Annotated in this window: 10 protein-coding genes, 1 tRNA gene and 2 pseudogenes; 10 read left to right on the top strand and 3 right to left on the bottom strand. The window is 70.3% G+C overall.

Going from position 1 to position 15,882, the window contains the following annotated elements:
* Window positions 1–6 precede the first annotated feature (6 nt).
* From fdh to IEX49_RS08340, 4 genes and pseudogenes are all read left to right on the top strand, one after another.
* Window positions 7–3,390, top strand: a pseudogene (gene fdh, locus IEX49_RS08355) (formate dehydrogenase); the annotation flags it as partial.
* Window positions 3,391–3,519: 129 nt separating this feature from the next.
* Window positions 3,520–4,752 carry a 4Fe-4S dicluster domain-containing protein gene (locus IEX49_RS08350; protein ID WP_188805703.1) on the top strand — a complete coding sequence of 411 codons (1,233 nt, stop codon included), beginning with the start codon at window positions 3,520–3,522 and terminating at the stop codon, window positions 4,750–4,752.
* Complete coding sequence (gene nrfD / locus IEX49_RS08345) at window positions 4,749–5,903, top strand: NrfD/PsrC family molybdoenzyme membrane anchor subunit (protein ID WP_188805702.1); 1,155 nt, start codon at window positions 4,749–4,751, stop codon at window positions 5,901–5,903. The genes IEX49_RS08350 and nrfD overlap by 4 nt, the downstream gene beginning before the upstream one ends.
* A gap of 82 nt (window positions 5,904–5,985) precedes the next feature.
* A pseudogene (locus tag IEX49_RS08340) lies at window positions 5,986–7,445 on the top strand (sugar porter family MFS transporter).
* Here IEX49_RS08340 and selD read toward each other — a convergent pair.
* Window positions 7,402–8,412 carry a selenide, water dikinase SelD gene (gene selD, locus IEX49_RS08335; protein WP_188805701.1) on the bottom strand — a complete coding sequence of 337 codons (1,011 nt, stop codon included), beginning with the start codon at window positions 8,410–8,412 and terminating at the stop codon, window positions 7,402–7,404. The pseudogene IEX49_RS08340 and the gene selD sit on opposite strands and share 44 nt — an antisense overlap.
* An 81-nt stretch (window positions 8,413–8,493) precedes the next feature.
* Between selD and IEX49_RS08330 the strand changes: the two genes are divergently transcribed.
* The 3 genes from IEX49_RS08330 to selB all read left to right on the top strand — a co-directional run bounded on the left by IEX49_RS08330 (window position 8,494) and on the right by selB (window position 11,965).
* A tRNA-Sec gene (locus tag IEX49_RS08330) sits at window positions 8,494–8,588 on the top strand.
* Between the two features lie 85 nt (window positions 8,589–8,673).
* A complete protein-coding gene (gene selA, locus IEX49_RS08325; RefSeq protein WP_188805700.1) occupies window positions 8,674–10,149 on the top strand; it encodes an L-seryl-tRNA(Sec) selenium transferase in 1,476 nt (491 codons plus the stop codon).
* A gap of 1 nt (window position 10,150) precedes the next feature.
* Window positions 10,151–11,965, top strand: a complete 1,815-nt coding sequence (gene selB / locus IEX49_RS08320; RefSeq protein ID WP_188805852.1) for a selenocysteine-specific translation elongation factor — start codon at window positions 10,151–10,153, stop codon at window positions 11,963–11,965.
* 2 nt (window positions 11,966–11,967) lie between these two features.
* Here the strand turns inward: selB and IEX49_RS08315 are convergent, their stop codons facing one another.
* Window positions 11,968–12,681 carry a hypothetical protein gene (locus tag IEX49_RS08315; protein ID WP_188805699.1) on the bottom strand — a complete coding sequence of 238 codons (714 nt, stop codon included), beginning with the start codon at window positions 12,679–12,681 and terminating at the stop codon, window positions 11,968–11,970.
* Between the two features lie 160 nt (window positions 12,682–12,841).
* Between IEX49_RS08315 and IEX49_RS08310 the strand changes: the two genes are divergently transcribed.
* On the top strand, window positions 12,842–14,164 hold the full coding sequence (locus IEX49_RS08310) for a Na+/H+ antiporter family protein (protein WP_229672430.1): 1,323 nt from the start codon (window positions 12,842–12,844) through the stop codon (window positions 14,162–14,164).
* Between the two features lie 22 nt (window positions 14,165–14,186).
* Here the strand turns inward: IEX49_RS08310 and IEX49_RS08305 are convergent, their stop codons facing one another.
* Window positions 14,187–14,795 carry a GNAT family N-acetyltransferase gene (locus tag IEX49_RS08305; protein ID WP_188805697.1) on the bottom strand — a complete coding sequence of 203 codons (609 nt, stop codon included), beginning with the start codon at window positions 14,793–14,795 and terminating at the stop codon, window positions 14,187–14,189.
* Window positions 14,796–14,962: 167 nt separating this feature from the next.
* Here IEX49_RS08305 and IEX49_RS08300 point away from each other — a divergent pair, with 167 nt between their 5' ends.
* Together IEX49_RS08300 and IEX49_RS08295 are read left to right on the top strand one after the other, a co-directional pair.
* Window positions 14,963–15,124, top strand: coding sequence for a hypothetical protein (locus IEX49_RS08300; protein WP_188805696.1), 162 nt, complete (start codon window positions 14,963–14,965; stop codon window positions 15,122–15,124).
* Complete coding sequence (locus IEX49_RS08295) at window positions 15,121–15,849, top strand: thymidine kinase (RefSeq protein WP_188805695.1); 729 nt, start codon at window positions 15,121–15,123, stop codon at window positions 15,847–15,849. Before IEX49_RS08300 ends, IEX49_RS08295 begins: the two co-directional genes overlap by 4 nt.
* The last annotated feature ends 33 nt before the right edge of the window (window positions 15,850–15,882 follow it).

The raw sequence follows: 15,882 nt of genomic DNA, 5'->3' as shown, positions 1-15,882 counted from the left end.
GGGCTCATGTCACGGAAGACTCCAATGGGATGGCCGGTGCTCCGGCAGTTCCTGGGTGGCGACCCTCTCGGCCGCAGCTCTTCCGTGGTGTCCAGGAAGACCACGGAGATCACCCCGCGCACCACCACGGCGGACCGCGCCGTCCAGAGCGTGTGCCCCTACTGCGCCGTCGGTTGCGGACAGAAGGTCTTCGTCTCGGACGAGAAGGTCGTCCAGATCGAGGGGGACCCGGAATCCCCGATCTCCCGCGGCCGGCTGTGCCCCAAGGGCTCGGCCAGTGAGCAGCTCGTCAACTCGGACACCCGCCAGACCACGGTCCTGTACCGCGCGCCGCGTGCCAAGGACTGGCAGGAGATGGACCTGGAGACGGCCACGGAGATGGTGGTCGACCGGTTCCTGGAGTCCCGCCGCAACAAGTGGCAGGACGTGGACGAACACGGACGCCATCTCGGGCGCACCATGGGCATCGCCTCGCTCGGTGGGGCCACTCTGGACAATGAAGAGAACTACCTGATCAAGAAGCTCTTCACCGCGGCTGGAGCGATCCAGATCGAGAACCAGGCCCGTATTTGACACTCCGCCACGGTTCCCGGTCTGGGGACCTCCTTCGGGCGCGGCGGCGCCACCCAAACGCTGCAGGACATGGCCAACGCTGACTGCATCATCATCCAGGGCTCGAACATGGCCGAGGCTCACCCCGTGGGCTTCCAGTGGGTGACCGAGGCGAAGGCCCGCGGCGCCAAGGTCATCCACGTCGATCCCCGTTTCTCCCGGACCTCTGCTGTGGCGGACAAGCACGTCCCAATTCGGGCCGGCTCGGACATCGTCCTGCTGGGCGCGCTGATCAACTACGTGATCGAGCACGAGAAGTGGTTCAACGACTACGTGGTCGCGTACACGAACGCCGCGTCCATCATCAACGAGGACTTCCGGGACACCGAGGACCTGGACGGTCTGTTCTCCGGTTTCGACCCGGAGACCGGCGGCTATGACATGTCCAGCTGGTCCTATGAGCCGGACCGCGCCGCGCACTCGGGAAACCCCGGAGATCCGGGGAACGACGGCGACGCGGCGGCCGAGCAGGACGGCGCCGAGGAGTCCGTGGAGGCGGCCGGAGACCAGTACGGCATGGGCGGTCCCGAGCTGGACGTGAGCAAGCCGAGGCGGGACGAGACGCTGCAGCACCCGCGTTCGGTGTTCCAGATCCTCAAGCGGCACTACTCCCGGTACACCCCGGAGATGGTGCGGGACGTCTGCGGCATCTCCATCGAGGACTTCGAACTGCTGGCCCGCACCGTCACGGAGAACTCCGGGCGGGAGAGGACCACGTGCTTCGCCTATGCCGTCGGTTGGACCCAGCACACGGTCGGCGCCCAGTACATCCGCACCGCCACGATCCTGCAGTTGCTGCTGGGCAACATGGGCCGTCCCGGCGGCGGCATCATGGCCCTGCGTGGTCACGCCTCGATCCAGGGCTCCACGGACATCCCCACTCTCTTCAACCTGCTGCCCGGCTACCTCCCGATGCCGACCGTGGAGAAGGAGGACCTGGCCACCTACCTGGACGGGATCGCCTCGAAGAAGCAGAAGGGCTACTGGGCCAATGCGGACGCCTACACCATCAGCCTGCTCAAGGCCTGGTGGGGGGATGCCGCCACCGAGGAGAACGACTGGGGCTACGGCTACCTGCCGCGGCTGACCGGGCCGCACGGCACCTATCAGACGGTCGAGGGCATGATGGCCGGGGAGGTTGAGGGCTACTTCATCCTCGGACAGAACCCCGCCGTGGGTTCGGCCAACGGCCGTATGCAGCGGATGGGCATGGCGAACCTGAAGTGGCTCGTGGTCCGGGACTTCCAGCTGATCGAGTCCGCCACCTGGTGGAAGGACGGGCCGGAGATCGAGACCGGCGAGCTGCGCACCGAGGACATCGAGACCGAGGTGTTCTTCTTCCCCGCGGCGAACCACGTGGAGAAGGCCGGCACCTTCACCCAGACCCAGCGGCTGGTGCAGTGGCGTCACCAAGCGGTGCAGCCCCCGGGAGACGCGCAGAGCGAGCTGCAGTTCTTCTACGAGGTCGGCCGGCGCATCCGGGCCCGCCTGGCCGGCTCCACCGATCCCCAAGACCGCGCTCTGCTGGATCTGACCTGGGACTACCCGGTGGACGAGCACGGCGAGCCGGACGGCGATGCCGTGCTGCAGGAGATCAACGGCCGGCACCTGACCGGACCCGACGCCGGCAAGCACCTGTCCACGTTCAATGAGATGAAGGCGGACGGCTCCACCGAGGGTGGTTGCTGGATCTACACGGGCGTCTACGCGGACGGCATCAACCACGCCGCGGACCGGGAGACCGGTGTGGCGGATGGCCCCGCCGGCAAGGAGTGGGGCTGGGCCTGGCCGGCCAACCGCCGCATCCTCTACAACCGCGCCTCCGCAGACCCCGAGGGCAAGCCGTGGAGCGAGCGTAAGAAGCTCGTCTGGTGGGACGAGGATGAGGGCCGGTGGGTCGGCAACGATGTGCCCGACTTCCCGGTCACCCTGGCCCCCGGCACCATACCGGACCCGGAAGCCGGCGGTCCTGCGGCCCTGGCCGGGGACGACGCCTTCATCATGCAGGCCGACGGCAAGGGCTGGCTGTTCGCACCGAAGGGCATGGTGGACGGGCCGTTGCCCACGCACTACGAGGCCCAGGAGTCGCCGGTCCCGAACGTGATGTACGCGCAGCAGCACAACCCCACCCGGGTGACCGTGCCGCGTTCGGACAACTACAGCAAGCCCAGTGCCGGGATGCCCGGCGCGGACGTGTATCCGTTCCTCTTCACCACGTACCGGCTGACGGAGCACCACACGGCCGGCGGCATGAGCCGCTGGCTGCCCTACCTGTCCGAGCTGCAGCCCGAGATGTTCTGCGAGGTCTCACCGGAGCTGGCAGCAGAGCGCGGACTGGAGCCCTACGATTGGGCGACCATCGTCTCACCGCGGGCGGCCATCGAGGCGAAGGTGCTCGTCACCGAACGCATGCGACCGCTGAGGATCGGCGGGGCGGACGCGCAGACCGTCCACCAGATCGGCTTGCCCTACCACTGGGGCGTGGGCGGCGACGCCGTGGTCAGCGGGGATTCCGCCAACGACCTGATCGGTGTGACCCTGGACCCGAACGTTCTCATCCAGGGGTCCAAGGTGGGTGCCTGTGACATCATCCCGGGCCGTCGGCCCCGCGGGACCGACCTGTTGGACTTCGTCGCCGGCTACCAGCGGCGGGCGGGCCTGACGGTGGACAGCGGCAACGAGGGCGTCACGGGGACCGGTGAGGACGCCGGCCCGGAGGCGGACCCGATGGCACCCCCGGAGATGACGAGCGCACGGCCGCATCCGCCCGCGGACGGGCCGGTGGTGCCGCACGATCCACCGGGCCCGCTCGGCCGAAAGCCGCGCCCGCGGGACAGTCAACAACCGAGCCAGCAACCCAGCCGGCAACCTCCAGCCACAGAACCACGCACAGGAAGGGAGGACTAGATGGTGCAGCTGACCCAGGGGCCCGATGCGGCGGTGGAGGGCAACCCCACGGCGGACGCCCACTACGAGCACCCGCACCCGCGCAAGGGCTTCTTCACGGACACCTCCATCTGCATCGGCTGCAAGGCCTGCGAGGTGGCCTGCAAGGAGTGGAACCGCAACCCGGTCGACTCGGACTACACGCTCTCCAACTCCTCCTTCGACAACTCCGAGGGCCTCGGCGCGGACACCTGGCGCCACGTGGCGTTCGTCGAGCAGGACCGGCAGCGCGTGGAAGAGGCCCGCGAATCGGGACGCGCGCTGGTCAGCCTCGGCATGCCCACCCTCCGGGCGCCCGGTGGCGGGACCGGGGGAGCGGACGCCGGCGCCATCCGTCCCAGCGCCCGCACCGGTGCCCGCTCGGGTCCGTTGGACGGCCCGATCGACGCCGGCCTGGTCGGCGGTCTGCAGGCCGGACCCGATATGGGCGGTCTGGACGTGCTGTCCTCCCTCGGCTCGGCGGTCGACTCCTCGGCCGTGGACATCACCCCGCCGGACACTCCCGAGTTCCGCTGGCTGATGTCCTCGGACGTCTGCAAGCACTGCACCAACGCCGGCTGCCTGGACGTCTGCCCCACGGGCGCCCTGTTCCGCACCGAGCACGGCACCGTGGTGGTTCAGGACGACGTCTGCAACGGCTGCGGCACCTGCGTGGCCGGTTGCCCGTTCGGCGTGATCGAGCGCCGCAAGGACGGCATCGCCCAGCCCAAGACGGATCGGTCACCGGCGCCGGGCGTGCACGCCGAGAAGCCGTCGAAGGCGGACAAGGCAGAAAAGGCAGACAAGGCCGAGAAGCCGAAGAAGAACAAGAACTCCGGCGTCGCCCAGAAGTGCACGCTCTGCTACGACCGCATGACGGACGGGCAGACCCCCGCCTGCGCCCAGGCCTGCCCCACCACCTCCATCCGGTATGGCGAGCGGGAGGACATGGTCGTCTCCGCCCAGGAGCGGGTGGCCCAACTCCACGCGCAGGGCCGCACCGAAGCCCGCCTCTACGGTGCGAACCCGAAGGACGGCGTCGGTGGCACCGGTTCCGTGTTCCTCCTCCTGGACGAGCCCGAGGTCTACGGCCTGCCACCGGACCCCCGGGTCCCCACCCGGGATCTGCCCCGGATGTACGCCCGCGCCGGGATCGCCATGGCCGGCATGGTCGCCGCCGCCGGACTGGCGTTCCTCGGTGGAGGTCGCCGGTGACGACCTCCGAGTTCGACAGCTACCGCCCGCCCGAGGAACCCCGCCGGCGCCGGCGCAGAGACCGCCCGGACGGTCACGAGAAAGCGGGCGGCCGGGAACAGGGCAACCGCCGGCACCGCAGTGGCCTGGCCCCGTCCACCTCGGATGGCGGACGCGAGATGGCCATGGTGCCCGAGCCGCAGTTCAGCACCACCGCCTCCGACTCCTACTACGGCCGTCCCATCGTCAAAGCTCCGCCGTGGGACGAGCGCGTCGCCGCCTATCTCGTGTGCGGTGGCATCGCCGGGGGATCCTCCCTGCTGGCCTTCGGTGCCCAGCTGACCGGCCGTGATGTACTGCGCCGGAACACGCGCATCACCGCGCTGGCCGCGGCCGGCGTCGGCGCCGTGGCCCTCGTGGCGGACCTCGGCCGCCCGGAGCGGTTCTACAACATGATGCGCACCGTGAAGCTGTCCTCGCCGATGAGCCTGGGCTCCTGGGTGCTGGCCGGCTTCAGCACCGGTGCCGGTGTGGCCGCAGCGGCGGACGTGGACCGGATGCTGGGGGAGAAGCTGCCCCTGGGGCCGCTGCGCGGGATGCTGCGTGCCGTCGAGGCGCCGGCCGGCGGACTGGCCGCGCTGCTCGGGGCCCCGCTGGCCGGGTACACCGCGGTCCTGCTCTCGGACACGGCCATGCCCACCTGGAACGATGCGAAGGATGACCTGCCGTTCGTGTTCGTCAGTTCTGCCTCCATCGCCGCCTCCGGGATAGCGATGATCACGACGCCGGTGCGCCAGACCGCGCCCGCCCGGGCTCTCGCGGTGCTCGGCGTGGTGGCCGATGTGGTCGCCACCCGCTACATGGAGGCCCGGATGGACCCGGTCGCGGTGGAACCCCTGGAGACCGGCCGCCCCGGGATGCTGATGAAGTGGAGTGAGCGGCTGGCGATCGCCGGAGGCATCGGCACCCTGCTGGGCGGCCGCCACCGCGTGGTCGCTGCGGTGTCCGGCGCCGCCCTGGTGACGGCCTCCGCGTTCACCCGCTTCGGGGTGTTCTACGCCGGCAAGGACTCCGCCCAGGACCCGAGGTTCACGGTCGAGCCGCAGAAGCGGCGCCTGGCCGCACGCCGTCGGGCCGGCATCACGGACGACTCGATCACGACCGTCCGTTAGCGGCTGTCCCTTCGAATCACCGGGGGCAAGGCGTACGGTGTTGCACATCACACCATCTGCCCTCGTCACCGCAAGGAATCCCATGGTCACCAAAGACCCCACCAGCAGGCTCAACGCCCGCGTCATCGGCATCTGCATCGCCGCTGCGCTGGGCGGTTTCCTGTTCGGTTTCGACACCTCGGTCATCAACGGCGCCGTCGATGCCCTGTCCGAACAGTTCTCGCTCGGGGCGGGCTTGACCGGTTTCGCCGTGTCCTCGGCTCTGATCGGCTGTGCCGTGGGCGCCTGGTTCGCCGGACCCGTGGCCAACCGGCTCGGCCGTGTGCCGGTGATGCTTCTGGCCTCCGTGCTGTTCCTGGTGTCCGCGATCGGCTCCGGCCTGGCCTTCGGCGTCTGGGACCTGATCGTCTGGCGCGTGATCGGCGGCCTGGGCGTCGGAGCGGCCTCGGTGATCGCCCCCGCCTACATCGCCGAGGTCAGCCCCGCCGGGGTCCGCGGCCGGCTGGGATCCCTCCAGCAGCTGGCCATCGTCACCGGCATCTTCGTGGCACTGCTCTCCGACGCAATGTTCGCCAACCTGGCCGGGGGCGCCGCCGAACCGTACTGGTGGGGGCTGGAGGCCTGGCGGTGGATGTTCATGGCCGAGGCCGTCCCCGCGGTCCTCTACGGGATCTTCGCCTTCCGGCTGCCCGAGTCACCGCGGTTCCTGGTGGGCCGGGGCAAGCTGGATCAAGCCGCCCAGGTGCTGTACGACTTCACCGGCGTGGAGCAGGTCAACCTGAAGATCCAGGAGATCAAGGACACCCTGGACTCCGAGAAACGGGAGTCCCTGCGTGACCTGGCCGGATCGTTGATGGGCCTGAAACCGATCGTGTGGGTCGGCATCGCCCTCTCGGTGTTCCAGCAGTTCGTCGGCATCAACGTGATCTTCTACTACTCCACCACGCTCTGGCGTTCCGTCGGGTTCGAGGAATCCGATGCCCTGACCGTCACGGTGATCACCTCGGTGACGAACATCGTGGTGACGATCATCGCGATCCTGTTGGTGGACAAGGTCGGCCGGCGTCCCATGCTCCTGGTGGGCTCGGTCGGCATGGCCGTCTCCCTCGCCCTGATGGCTGTGGCGTTCTCCTTCGCCACCACCACCACGGCCCCGGACGGCACCACCAGCGCCGAGCTCGGCGGAGCCTGGGCCACGGTGGCCCTGGTGGCGGCCAACGCGTTCGTGGTGTTCTTCGGTGCCACCTGGGGCCCCTCGTCTGGGTCCTGCTGGGGGAGATGTTCCCCAACCGGATCCGCGCCGGTGCCCTGGCAGTGGCCGCCGCAGCCCAGTGGGCGGCCAACTTCACCGTGTCCACCACGTTCCCGATGCTGGCCGACCTCGGCCTGAGCCTGGCCTACGGCCTCTACGCGGCGATGGCGGCGCTGTCCTTCGTCTTCGTGTGGAGGTTCGTGACGGAGACCAAGGGCCGGGAATTGGAGGAGATGACCGACTCGGTCAGCGCACGGCGATCCCGGACCCGCTCACCGTCTCCCCGATGACCGGGTAGCCCGGCACCTCACCGACCACGAGCAGGCCGCCCGAGGTCTGTGCATCAGCCAGGAGCAGCAGGTCGTCCTCGGTGATGCCGGCCCCGATGGAGACGTGCGGCCGCACCCAGTCCAGGTTGCGGCGCGTGCCGCCGGAGACGTAGCCGTCCCGCAGCGCCTCGGCGGCCCCCTCGATCAGGGGCACGGCGGCACGGTCGATCACGGCGCCGACACCGGAGGCCCGCGCCATCTTGTGCAGGTGTCCGAGCAGCCCGAAGCCGGTGACGTCCGTGGCGGCGGTGCGGCCCGCGGCGAGGGCAGCCTCGGCGGCGTCCTTGTTGAGGGAGGTCATCGACTCGATGGCGGCCGGGGAGGGCTCTCCGGTCTGCTTCACCCGGTTGTTCAACAGCCCGACGCCGATCGGCTTGGTCAGGGTGATCGGCAGCCCGGGCTGAGCGGCGTCGTTGCGCAGCAGCCGGTCCGGATGGGCGGTGCCGGTCACGGCCATGCCGTAGATCGGTTCGGGGTTGTCGATGGTGTGGCCGCCGATGACGGGGGTGCCGGCGAGCCGGGCCACGTCGAGACCCCCGCGGAGCACCTCGGTCAGGACCTCCATCGGCAGTACGCCCCGGGGCCAGCCCACGAGGTTGATCGCGACCACGGGGGTGCCGCCCATCGCGTAGATGTCGGACAGCGCATTGGCGGCGGCGATCCGGCCCCAGTCGTAGGCGTCGTCCACCATGGGGGTGAAGAAGTCCGCGGTGGACAGGACGGCGAGTCCGTCCCGGATCAGCACCGCTGCGGCATCGTCACCGTCATCCAGGCCCACGATGACCCCGGGATTCGTCTGGCCGCCGAGACCACGGACGGCCTCCTCCAACTCACCCGGCGGAATCTTGCACGCGCAGCCGCCGCCGTGGCCGTACTGGGTGAGCCGGATCTGGGTGACGTCATCAAGAGTGGTCGCGTTGGGCTCCATGGCCACACCCTAGCCCGCTGCCTGACCCGTTGTCCGGCCCGTTGCCCGGCCCGCTGTGGATCTGCTGGTAGTTTCAGGGGCGGAAGCGTCTGTGTCCTGGTGGTCACCCCGGTCTTCAAAACCGGTGAGACCGAGTATCTCGGTCTGGCGGGTTCGATTCCCGTCCGCTTCCGCCAATGTCACCCCACGCCGTCACCCCACGCCCGCCGGCACGGCCTGGTCGATCACCATCACCGCAGGGCGGTACCGGAAGGAGAACCCGTGACCGCTGCACCACCGGGGCGCTCGGAGGATCCCCGGCGCCGGATCCCGCGGACGGACACGCTGCTGGCCCTGCCGGAGGTCGTCGACGCGCGGTCCCGACTCAGCGAGGCGGTTCTCCGGTCGCTGATCACGCAGGCCCAGTCCCGCGCCCGGAGCGGGGAGATCACGCCCGAAGACGTGGCGCCGTCCGTACGCGCCGCCGTCGCCGACCGCACCGCTACGACCCTCCGGCCGGTCCTCAACGCCACCGGCGTGGTGGTCCACACGAACCTCGGCCGGGCCCCGCTCTCACCTCCCGCCGTGGAGGCCCTCGTCGCCTCCAGCGGCTACGTGGACGTGGAACTGGACCTGGCCAACGGCCAGCGCGCGAAACGTGGCACCGGCACCCGGCAGGCCCTGCTCGCCGCAGTCCCCGCTGCCGTGCACGAGGCCATTCCGGAAGGCCTGGACGCCCTCGTCGTCAACAACGGGGCCGCGGCCCTCGTCCTGGCCACCACGGCCCTCACCGGGACGGGGGAGCTCATCGTCAGCCGCGGCGAACTCGTGGAGATCGGTGCCGGCTTCCGCCTGCCGGACCTCATCACCTCCACCGGGACCCGGCTGCGTGAGGTCGGCACCACCAACCGCACCCACCGGGCCGACTACGCCGGCGCCATCGGCCCGCAGACCACCGGCCTGCTCAAGGTCCACCCCAGCAACTTCCGCGTCGACGGCTTCACCTCCGCCGTCTCGATCGAGGAACTGCGCACGCTGGTGGACGAGGCGGCGGCCGATAGTGACGGCCGGTCGTTGCCGCTTATCGTGGACATCGGCAGCGGCCTCCTCACACCGGATCCCCTGTTGCCGGACGAGCCGGACCTGGCCGGCGCCCTGACGGCGGGGGCCGACGTCGTGATCGCCAGCGGGGACAAACTGCTCGGCGGGCCGCAGGCCGGGATCCTGCTGGGCCGCAGCCGCACCATCCAGCGGCTGGCCACGCACCCGCTCGCCCGTGCCGTGCGGGCGGACAAGCTGACCCTCGCCGCGCTGGAGGCCACCCTCACCGGCGGGTCCAACCCGGTCACTCGGTCCCTGCACGCGGAACCCGCGCGCCTGCGTGAGCGCGCGGACCGGCTCGCTGTCGCCGTCGGTGCACCGGTGGTGGCGCACGAGGGCCGCGTCGGGGGAGGGGGCGCCCCGGGGGTTCCCCTGGCCGGGTGGGCGGTCCGCTTCCCCGAGGAACTGGCGCCGCTGCTGCGCACCGGGGAACCAGCCGTGCTGCCCCGCGTCCATGACGGGGCGTGCCTGGTGGACCTGCGCTGCATCCCCGAGCCCGACGACGGCCGGCTGGCCGCCGCTATCCGCGACGCCCAGGCGCGGCTCGCCAGTGCCGGCAGGACCGCTGGCCCCGGCAACCCCGCCAGTCCCGGCAGTGCAGGCGTCCCCGGCCGTCCTGACGATGAACCCGAACACCCGCACGGATCCGGGCGCTGACATGTACGTCGTCGCCACCGCCGGGCACGTGGACCACGGCAAGTCCACCCTCGTCCGCGCCCTGACGGGCATGGAACCGGACCGTTGGGCCGAGGAGAAACGCCGGGGGCTGACCATCGACCTCGGATTCGCCTGGACCCCGCTGCCCTCCGGTGAGGATGTGGCCTTCGTGGACGTCCCCGGCCACGAGCGGTTCCTCGGCAACATGCTGGCCGGCCTCGGCCCGGCGCCGGCCGTCTGTTTCATCGTCGCGGCGGACGAGGGCTGGCAGGCCCAGTCCGCTGACCACCGGGATGCCATCGCCGCCCTCGGGATCGAACACGGGCTCATCGTGATCACCAAGGCGGACCGCGCCCCGGAGCGGGTGGACGCCGTGCTGGCGCAGACCCGCGCCGAGCTCGCCGGAACCGCGCTGGCCGGGGCACCAGCCGTCGTCGTCTCCGCGGTGTCCGGGGTTGGGCTGGAGGACCTGCGGCACGAACTGGGCCGAGTGCTGGCGGGCCTTCCCGCGCCCGCGATGACCGGGCGTGTCCGGTTCTGGGTGGACCGCTCGTTCACCGTCAAGGGAGCCGGCGCTGTGGCGACCGGCACCCTGACCACCGGGTCCCTGGCCGAGAACGACCGGCTCGAGGTGATCGGTGCCGACTCCCCGCGTGCCGTATCGGTGCGTGCGCTGCACAGCCGCAATCGCCCGCACCCATCGATCGTTCCGACCCAGCGCGTGGCCGTGAACCTGCGCGGCATCACCGCCGAGGAGGTCCACCGGGGCGACGCGCTGGTGACGCCCGGGGCCTGGCCGGTGGCCGGCGTCGTGGATATCCGGCGCACCACCGGCGCCGATCTCACGGAGGCGCCCGGGCAGCTGCTGGTGCACGTGGGCACGGCGACGGTGCCGGCGCACGTGCGGCCGTTCAACGCCGGGCACGCCCGCCTCACGTTCGAGCGGAACCTGCCGCTGGTGCCGGGGGACCGGCTCGTCCTGCGCGATCCCGGCAGCCGTGCGGTCTTCGGTGGCGCCCAGGTGCTGGATGTGGACCCGCCGGAACTCACCCGGCGTGGGGCCGGCACCCGGCACGCGGCCTACCTGGAGACGGTGCCCGACGGCGGCGACGCCCGCCTCGAGGTCGTGCGCCGGGGCGCGGTGCGGGTGGCATTCCTCCAGCGACTCGGACTGGTGGGTCCGGAGGCGGGGGCGTCTGGTGCAGGGAACGGAATTCCAGCGGACGTCCGGGTCTACGGCGACTGGTGGGTCCACGCACCCGTGGTGGACCGGTGGGCGGCGCGACTGCGGGATGCCGTGGAGGAGCTGGCCGGCAGCGACCCCCTGGCCGCCGGGTTGAGCCAGGGTGCGGCGGGCGCTCTGCTCGACGCGGACGGGGACGACACTCTCCTGGACGCCGTCATCGCGCTGGCGGGGCTGGAGCACCGGGGCGGCTACGTCCGCCTGCCCGGCCAAGGCCCAGTGCTGGGACCGGCGGAACAGGCCATCGCCACCCTGGAACACCGCCTCGCGGCACACCCCTTCGACGCCCCCGAGGGCGACGACCTCACCGCCCTGAACCTCGGCGCCAAGGAGCTGGCGGCTGCCGAACGAGCCGGCCGGATCATGCGGCTGGACGGTTCAGTGGTCCTGCTCCCGACCGCCCCGGCCCTGGCCATGCGCGAGCTGGCCGGGCTCAAGCAGCCCTTCACCACCAGCCAGGCCCGCCAGGCGCTGGGGACCTCCCGGCGGGTGGCGATCCCGCTGCTCGAGCACCTCGACTCCCGCGGCTGGACGCGCCGGGTGGACGGCAGCCACCGTGAGATCGTTCGATAGCCTCAGAACCCCCGGTGGCCGACCTCACCGGAGTAGTGGTCCAGGGCCGAGGCCACATGGGGCTCGTCTCCCCACGCGTCGTACCGCCCTCGATGCGCATCGTCGCCCCACTCGCCATACCGCTCGCCGTAGCGCTCTCCGTAGGTCTCTCCGTCCCTCTGGAACGGCGGCTCCATCCCGAGGAGAGCTGCCAGTGAACCGTCCATCCGGTCCCGAGCCCGGTCGGCCAGTCGGCCCAGCAGGCCTCGTTCACTGATCTCCTTCGCCAGGATCAGCCTGAGGTCTGAAGGCACGGATTCACCGGTGTCCACGAGGGCGGCGGCCACTGTGAGGAGATGCTCCTCGGGAAGTGCACCGATGCCGACGACCCGGGCGTTCTCCAGCATCGTCTCGCGGGAGTGCTGTTCAGCCTCGTGTCGAAGCTGCCAGTCCGATTTCGGTTGCTCGGCCATGGCGGCCAACCAGTCGTAGTCGTCATACTGGTTGAGCTGCCTGAGGCGTAGCAGCACCACGTCCGCCGTCAGGTGGCGTTCGTCGGCAGGCAGCATGCGCCGCAGCTGGTTGCGCAGTCCGTTCACGCTGCGGCCGATCCGTTCGGCGATCTCCTCGAGGGCACACCCCTCTCTCACGGCCTGCATCACCTCGGCGAAGTCCTGCTCGGTCCACGGCTGCCCATGGCGGATCGGGGAGATGGCTCGGTGGTCCACGTTGGTCATGTCACCCACTGTGCCGTGGTCCACCTCAGGGCAGGGACGGGCAGTCGGTGCCCTGTGGACGCAACGACCCAGGCGGCGCCCTGTGGAGTGGTGGCCGGGCCCTGCCGGTACACTCTTCGGGGCGCACATTGCGCCCCCACGAAACCGAGGTCCCACCACCGTGCTCCTGAATCCCGTCGTCGTCTCCGTCGTGGTCCTCGCGGCCCTGAGCCTGGCCCGGGTGAACGTGATCGTCGCCCTGCTCATCGCGGCCCTCGTGGCCGGGCTGATGTCCGGGCTGAGCATCGAGGACACCATGTCCACGCTCGTCGGCGGGCTGGGCGGCCAGGGCGAGACCGCGCTGAGCTACATCCTGCTCGGCATCCTCTCGGTCATGGTGGCCCGCTCCGGCATCACGGAGAAGCTCATCCGCTGGATCCTGCCGCGGATTCAGGGCAAGCGGGCCATGACCCTGTTCGGGATCGCTGGGCTGGCCTGCTTGTCCCAGAACCTCGTTCCGGTCCACATCGCCTTCATTCCCATCCTCATCCCGCCGCTGCTGACGGTGTTCAACCGGATGAAGATCGACCGCCGGGCCGTGGTCACCGCCCTGACCTTCGGACTCAAGGCGCCCTACATGCTGATCCCGCTCGGGTTCGGGCTGATCTTCCAGAACATCATCGTGGGGGAGATGGCCGCCAACGGCATGGAGATCGAGCTCGCCCAGATCCCGCTGGCCATGGCCATTCCCGTGGCCACCATGGTGGTCGGCCTCGTCATCGCGATCCTGGTGACCTACCGGCGTCCGCGCGAGTACCGGGACGCCACGCCGGGCCTCGGGGTCGGGGCCTTCGGCACGAACGGCGCCTCGGGATCGGACACGGGGTGGACGCGCCAGCACATCGTCGTGCTGATCGCCCTCGCGGTCACCCTCGTGCTCCAACTGGTGTTCGGCTCACTGGTCATTGCCGCACTCGGCGGCGTGCTGGTCATCTTCGTGTTCCGCGGCGAGCACTGGCGGACTTCCGACGAGCTCGCCCACGGTGGTGTGACCATGATGGGCACCATCGCCTTCATCATGCTCGTGGCGTCGGGCTACGCCTCCGTACTCACCGAGACCGGGGCCGTGGATGACCTGGTCACCTCCGCGACCGGCTGGATCGGGGAAAGCCAGCTGCTGGCCGCCGTCGTGATGATGACCGTCGGCCTGCTGGTGACCATCGGCATCGGCTCGTCCTTCGGCACCATCCCGATCCTGGCGGCGATCTTCGTGCCGCTGTGCGCCGCCGTCGGATTCAGCCCCCTGGCCACCGCGGCGCTGGTGGGCGCGGCCGGGGCCATCGGCGACGCCGGCTCACCCGCCTCGGACTCGACGCTCGGCCCGACCTCCGGCCTGAACGTGGATGGCCAGCACCACCACATCTGGGACACCTGCGTGCCGACGTTCGTGCACTTCAACATCCCGCTGTTCTTCGGCGGCATTATCGCCGCGATGGTGCTGTAGCCGTCTCGCGGACGGTGGCTCGTCAGGTCAGATCCCGGCGCATCACCAGCCGGGGAAGCCTGCTGGCCTTGGCATCGGTGGTCCCGATGACGCGGAATCCGACGTTCTTAAACATGGAGCGGGTGCCCACGAAAGCCATGGTGAGATCCATGCGTCCCGCGGGATCCACGGGATGGGCCTCCACGGCGGGGGCGCTCCGGGACGCGGCGTAAGCCACGGCGCCCTCGAGCATCCGCGCGGTGACGCCCTGCCGGCGGTGTCCGGATCGGACCACCACGCAGATGATGTTCCAGACGGGGACCTCGTCCACCGGGCGCATGAGCTTCGAGGCGGCCAGCAGGGGGATCTCCGCGCGGGGGCCGATGCTGCACCAGCCGACCGGGATGCCGTCCCGGTACGTGACGACCCCGGGCGGGTTCTCCCGCTCGCAGAGCCGGCGCATGGCCGTCTCGCGATCTCCTCCGCCGAGCTCCTCGATCTGAGGGGCTCGTAGCCGGTGGGAGAGGCACCAGCAGTGCCGGTCCCGCCGGTTGACGTTGATGACGTCGGCGAAGTCCTCGAAGCGGTCCGGGGTGACCGGATGGGTCTCCCACTCGAACTGGTCCTCGGTGGTCGGTGCGGTCGCGGACATGGGCCCTCCCGAAACAGTCAGAAACTCTCCCAGAATGTGCAGGGATGGCCGTGAACGTCTAGTGCTGTCCGGCTTCCCCTTCCCCTCTTGCCGTCGTCCGTCCTTCCCTCTTCCGATCGTCCCTCGCGGCCTCGCCTGGACCACACCCCTGGTGCCATCATGAGTCCATGGTGATCCGGCGACCCGACGACGACGGAAACGGCCCGCGCATCGGTTTGGTGAACGAACTCCCGGTCTGGGCCGGTGGCCGGCACATCGACGTGGCCGGCAGGATGGCCACGGATGTCCGCTGGACGATAGCCGGCGAGATGGCGGAAGGAACAGCATGAGCCACGACGCCGGCCGCGGCCGTATCGAGGTCATCACCGGTCCGATGTTCGCTGGCAAGACCGAGGAACTCATGCGCCGGGTCCGGCGGGCCACGATCGCCGGGCTCCGGGTGCTGGTCGTCAACCACGCCCTGGACGACCGGCGCGGTGCGAGCATCGTGTCTTCGCACGCAGGCGGTCGGATCTCGGCCCACTCGGTGAACGGCTCGGCGGATCTACGGACCATGGTGGACGGCACTGGCGGCACTGACCTCACTGTCGGCACTGACCGCATTGACGACCCTGACGGAGGCACCCTGGATCTCTTGGCCATCGACGAAGCCCAGTTCTTCGGAGCGGACCTGGTGCCGGTGGCGATCGATCTGGCGGACCGGGGCGTCACCGTGGTGGTGTCCGGGCTGTGCCTGACCTTCGATGACCAGCCTTTCGATCCTCTGCCGGCACTCATGGCCTCCGCCGAGTCGGTCACCAAGCTACTGGCCGTCTGCGCCGTGTGTGGGGCCGATGCGGCCTTCCACCGGCGGGTCGACAGGCCCGGTAGGGCTGGGTCGTCGGGCGCGGACGGTCAGGCGTCCGGAGCTGATCCGGCGGCGCAGGGCACCGAGACCGCGGTGCTGGTCGCCGGGGAAGGTGAGGGCGCCGGCGTCGGGAATTCCCTCGTGGCCACGGCGGAGCACGTGGGTGGGGCGGAGCAGTACCAGGCACGGTGCCGCCGGCACCGCTGAGAAGTACATCCGGCACGCGTGCTCACACCGGAC

It is taken from the genome of Citricoccus zhacaiensis (genome assembly GCF_014645315.1).
Lineage (GTDB): Bacteria > Actinomycetota > Actinomycetes > Actinomycetales > Micrococcaceae > Citricoccus > Citricoccus zhacaiensis.
The sequence above is the reverse complement of the archived record's forward strand: the minus strand, read 5'-3'. Positions and strand labels throughout refer to the sequence as shown.

Bases quoted from the DNA above. Each gene is read 5' to 3' on its own strand.
- IEX49_RS08350 (WP_188805703.1), top strand. From the start codon at position 3,520: ATGGTGCAGCTGACCCAGGGGCCCGATGCGGCGGTGGAGGGCAACCCC.
- selD (WP_188805701.1), bottom strand. From the start codon at position 8,412: ATGGAGCCCAACGCGACCACTCTTGATGACGTCACCCAGATCCGGCTC.
- selB (WP_188805852.1), top strand. From the start codon at position 10,151: ATGTACGTCGTCGCCACCGCCGGGCACGTGGACCACGGCAAGTCCACC.
- IEX49_RS08315 (WP_188805699.1), bottom strand. From the start codon at position 12,681: ATGACCAACGTGGACCACCGAGCCATCTCCCCGATCCGCCATGGGCAG.
- IEX49_RS08305 (WP_188805697.1), bottom strand. From the start codon at position 14,795: ATGTCCGCGACCGCACCGACCACCGAGGACCAGTTCGAGTGGGAGACC.
- IEX49_RS08300 (WP_188805696.1), top strand. From the start codon at position 14,963: ATGGTGATCCGGCGACCCGACGACGACGGAAACGGCCCGCGCATCGGT.
- IEX49_RS08295 (WP_188805695.1), top strand. From the start codon at position 15,121: ATGAGCCACGACGCCGGCCGCGGCCGTATCGAGGTCATCACCGGTCCG.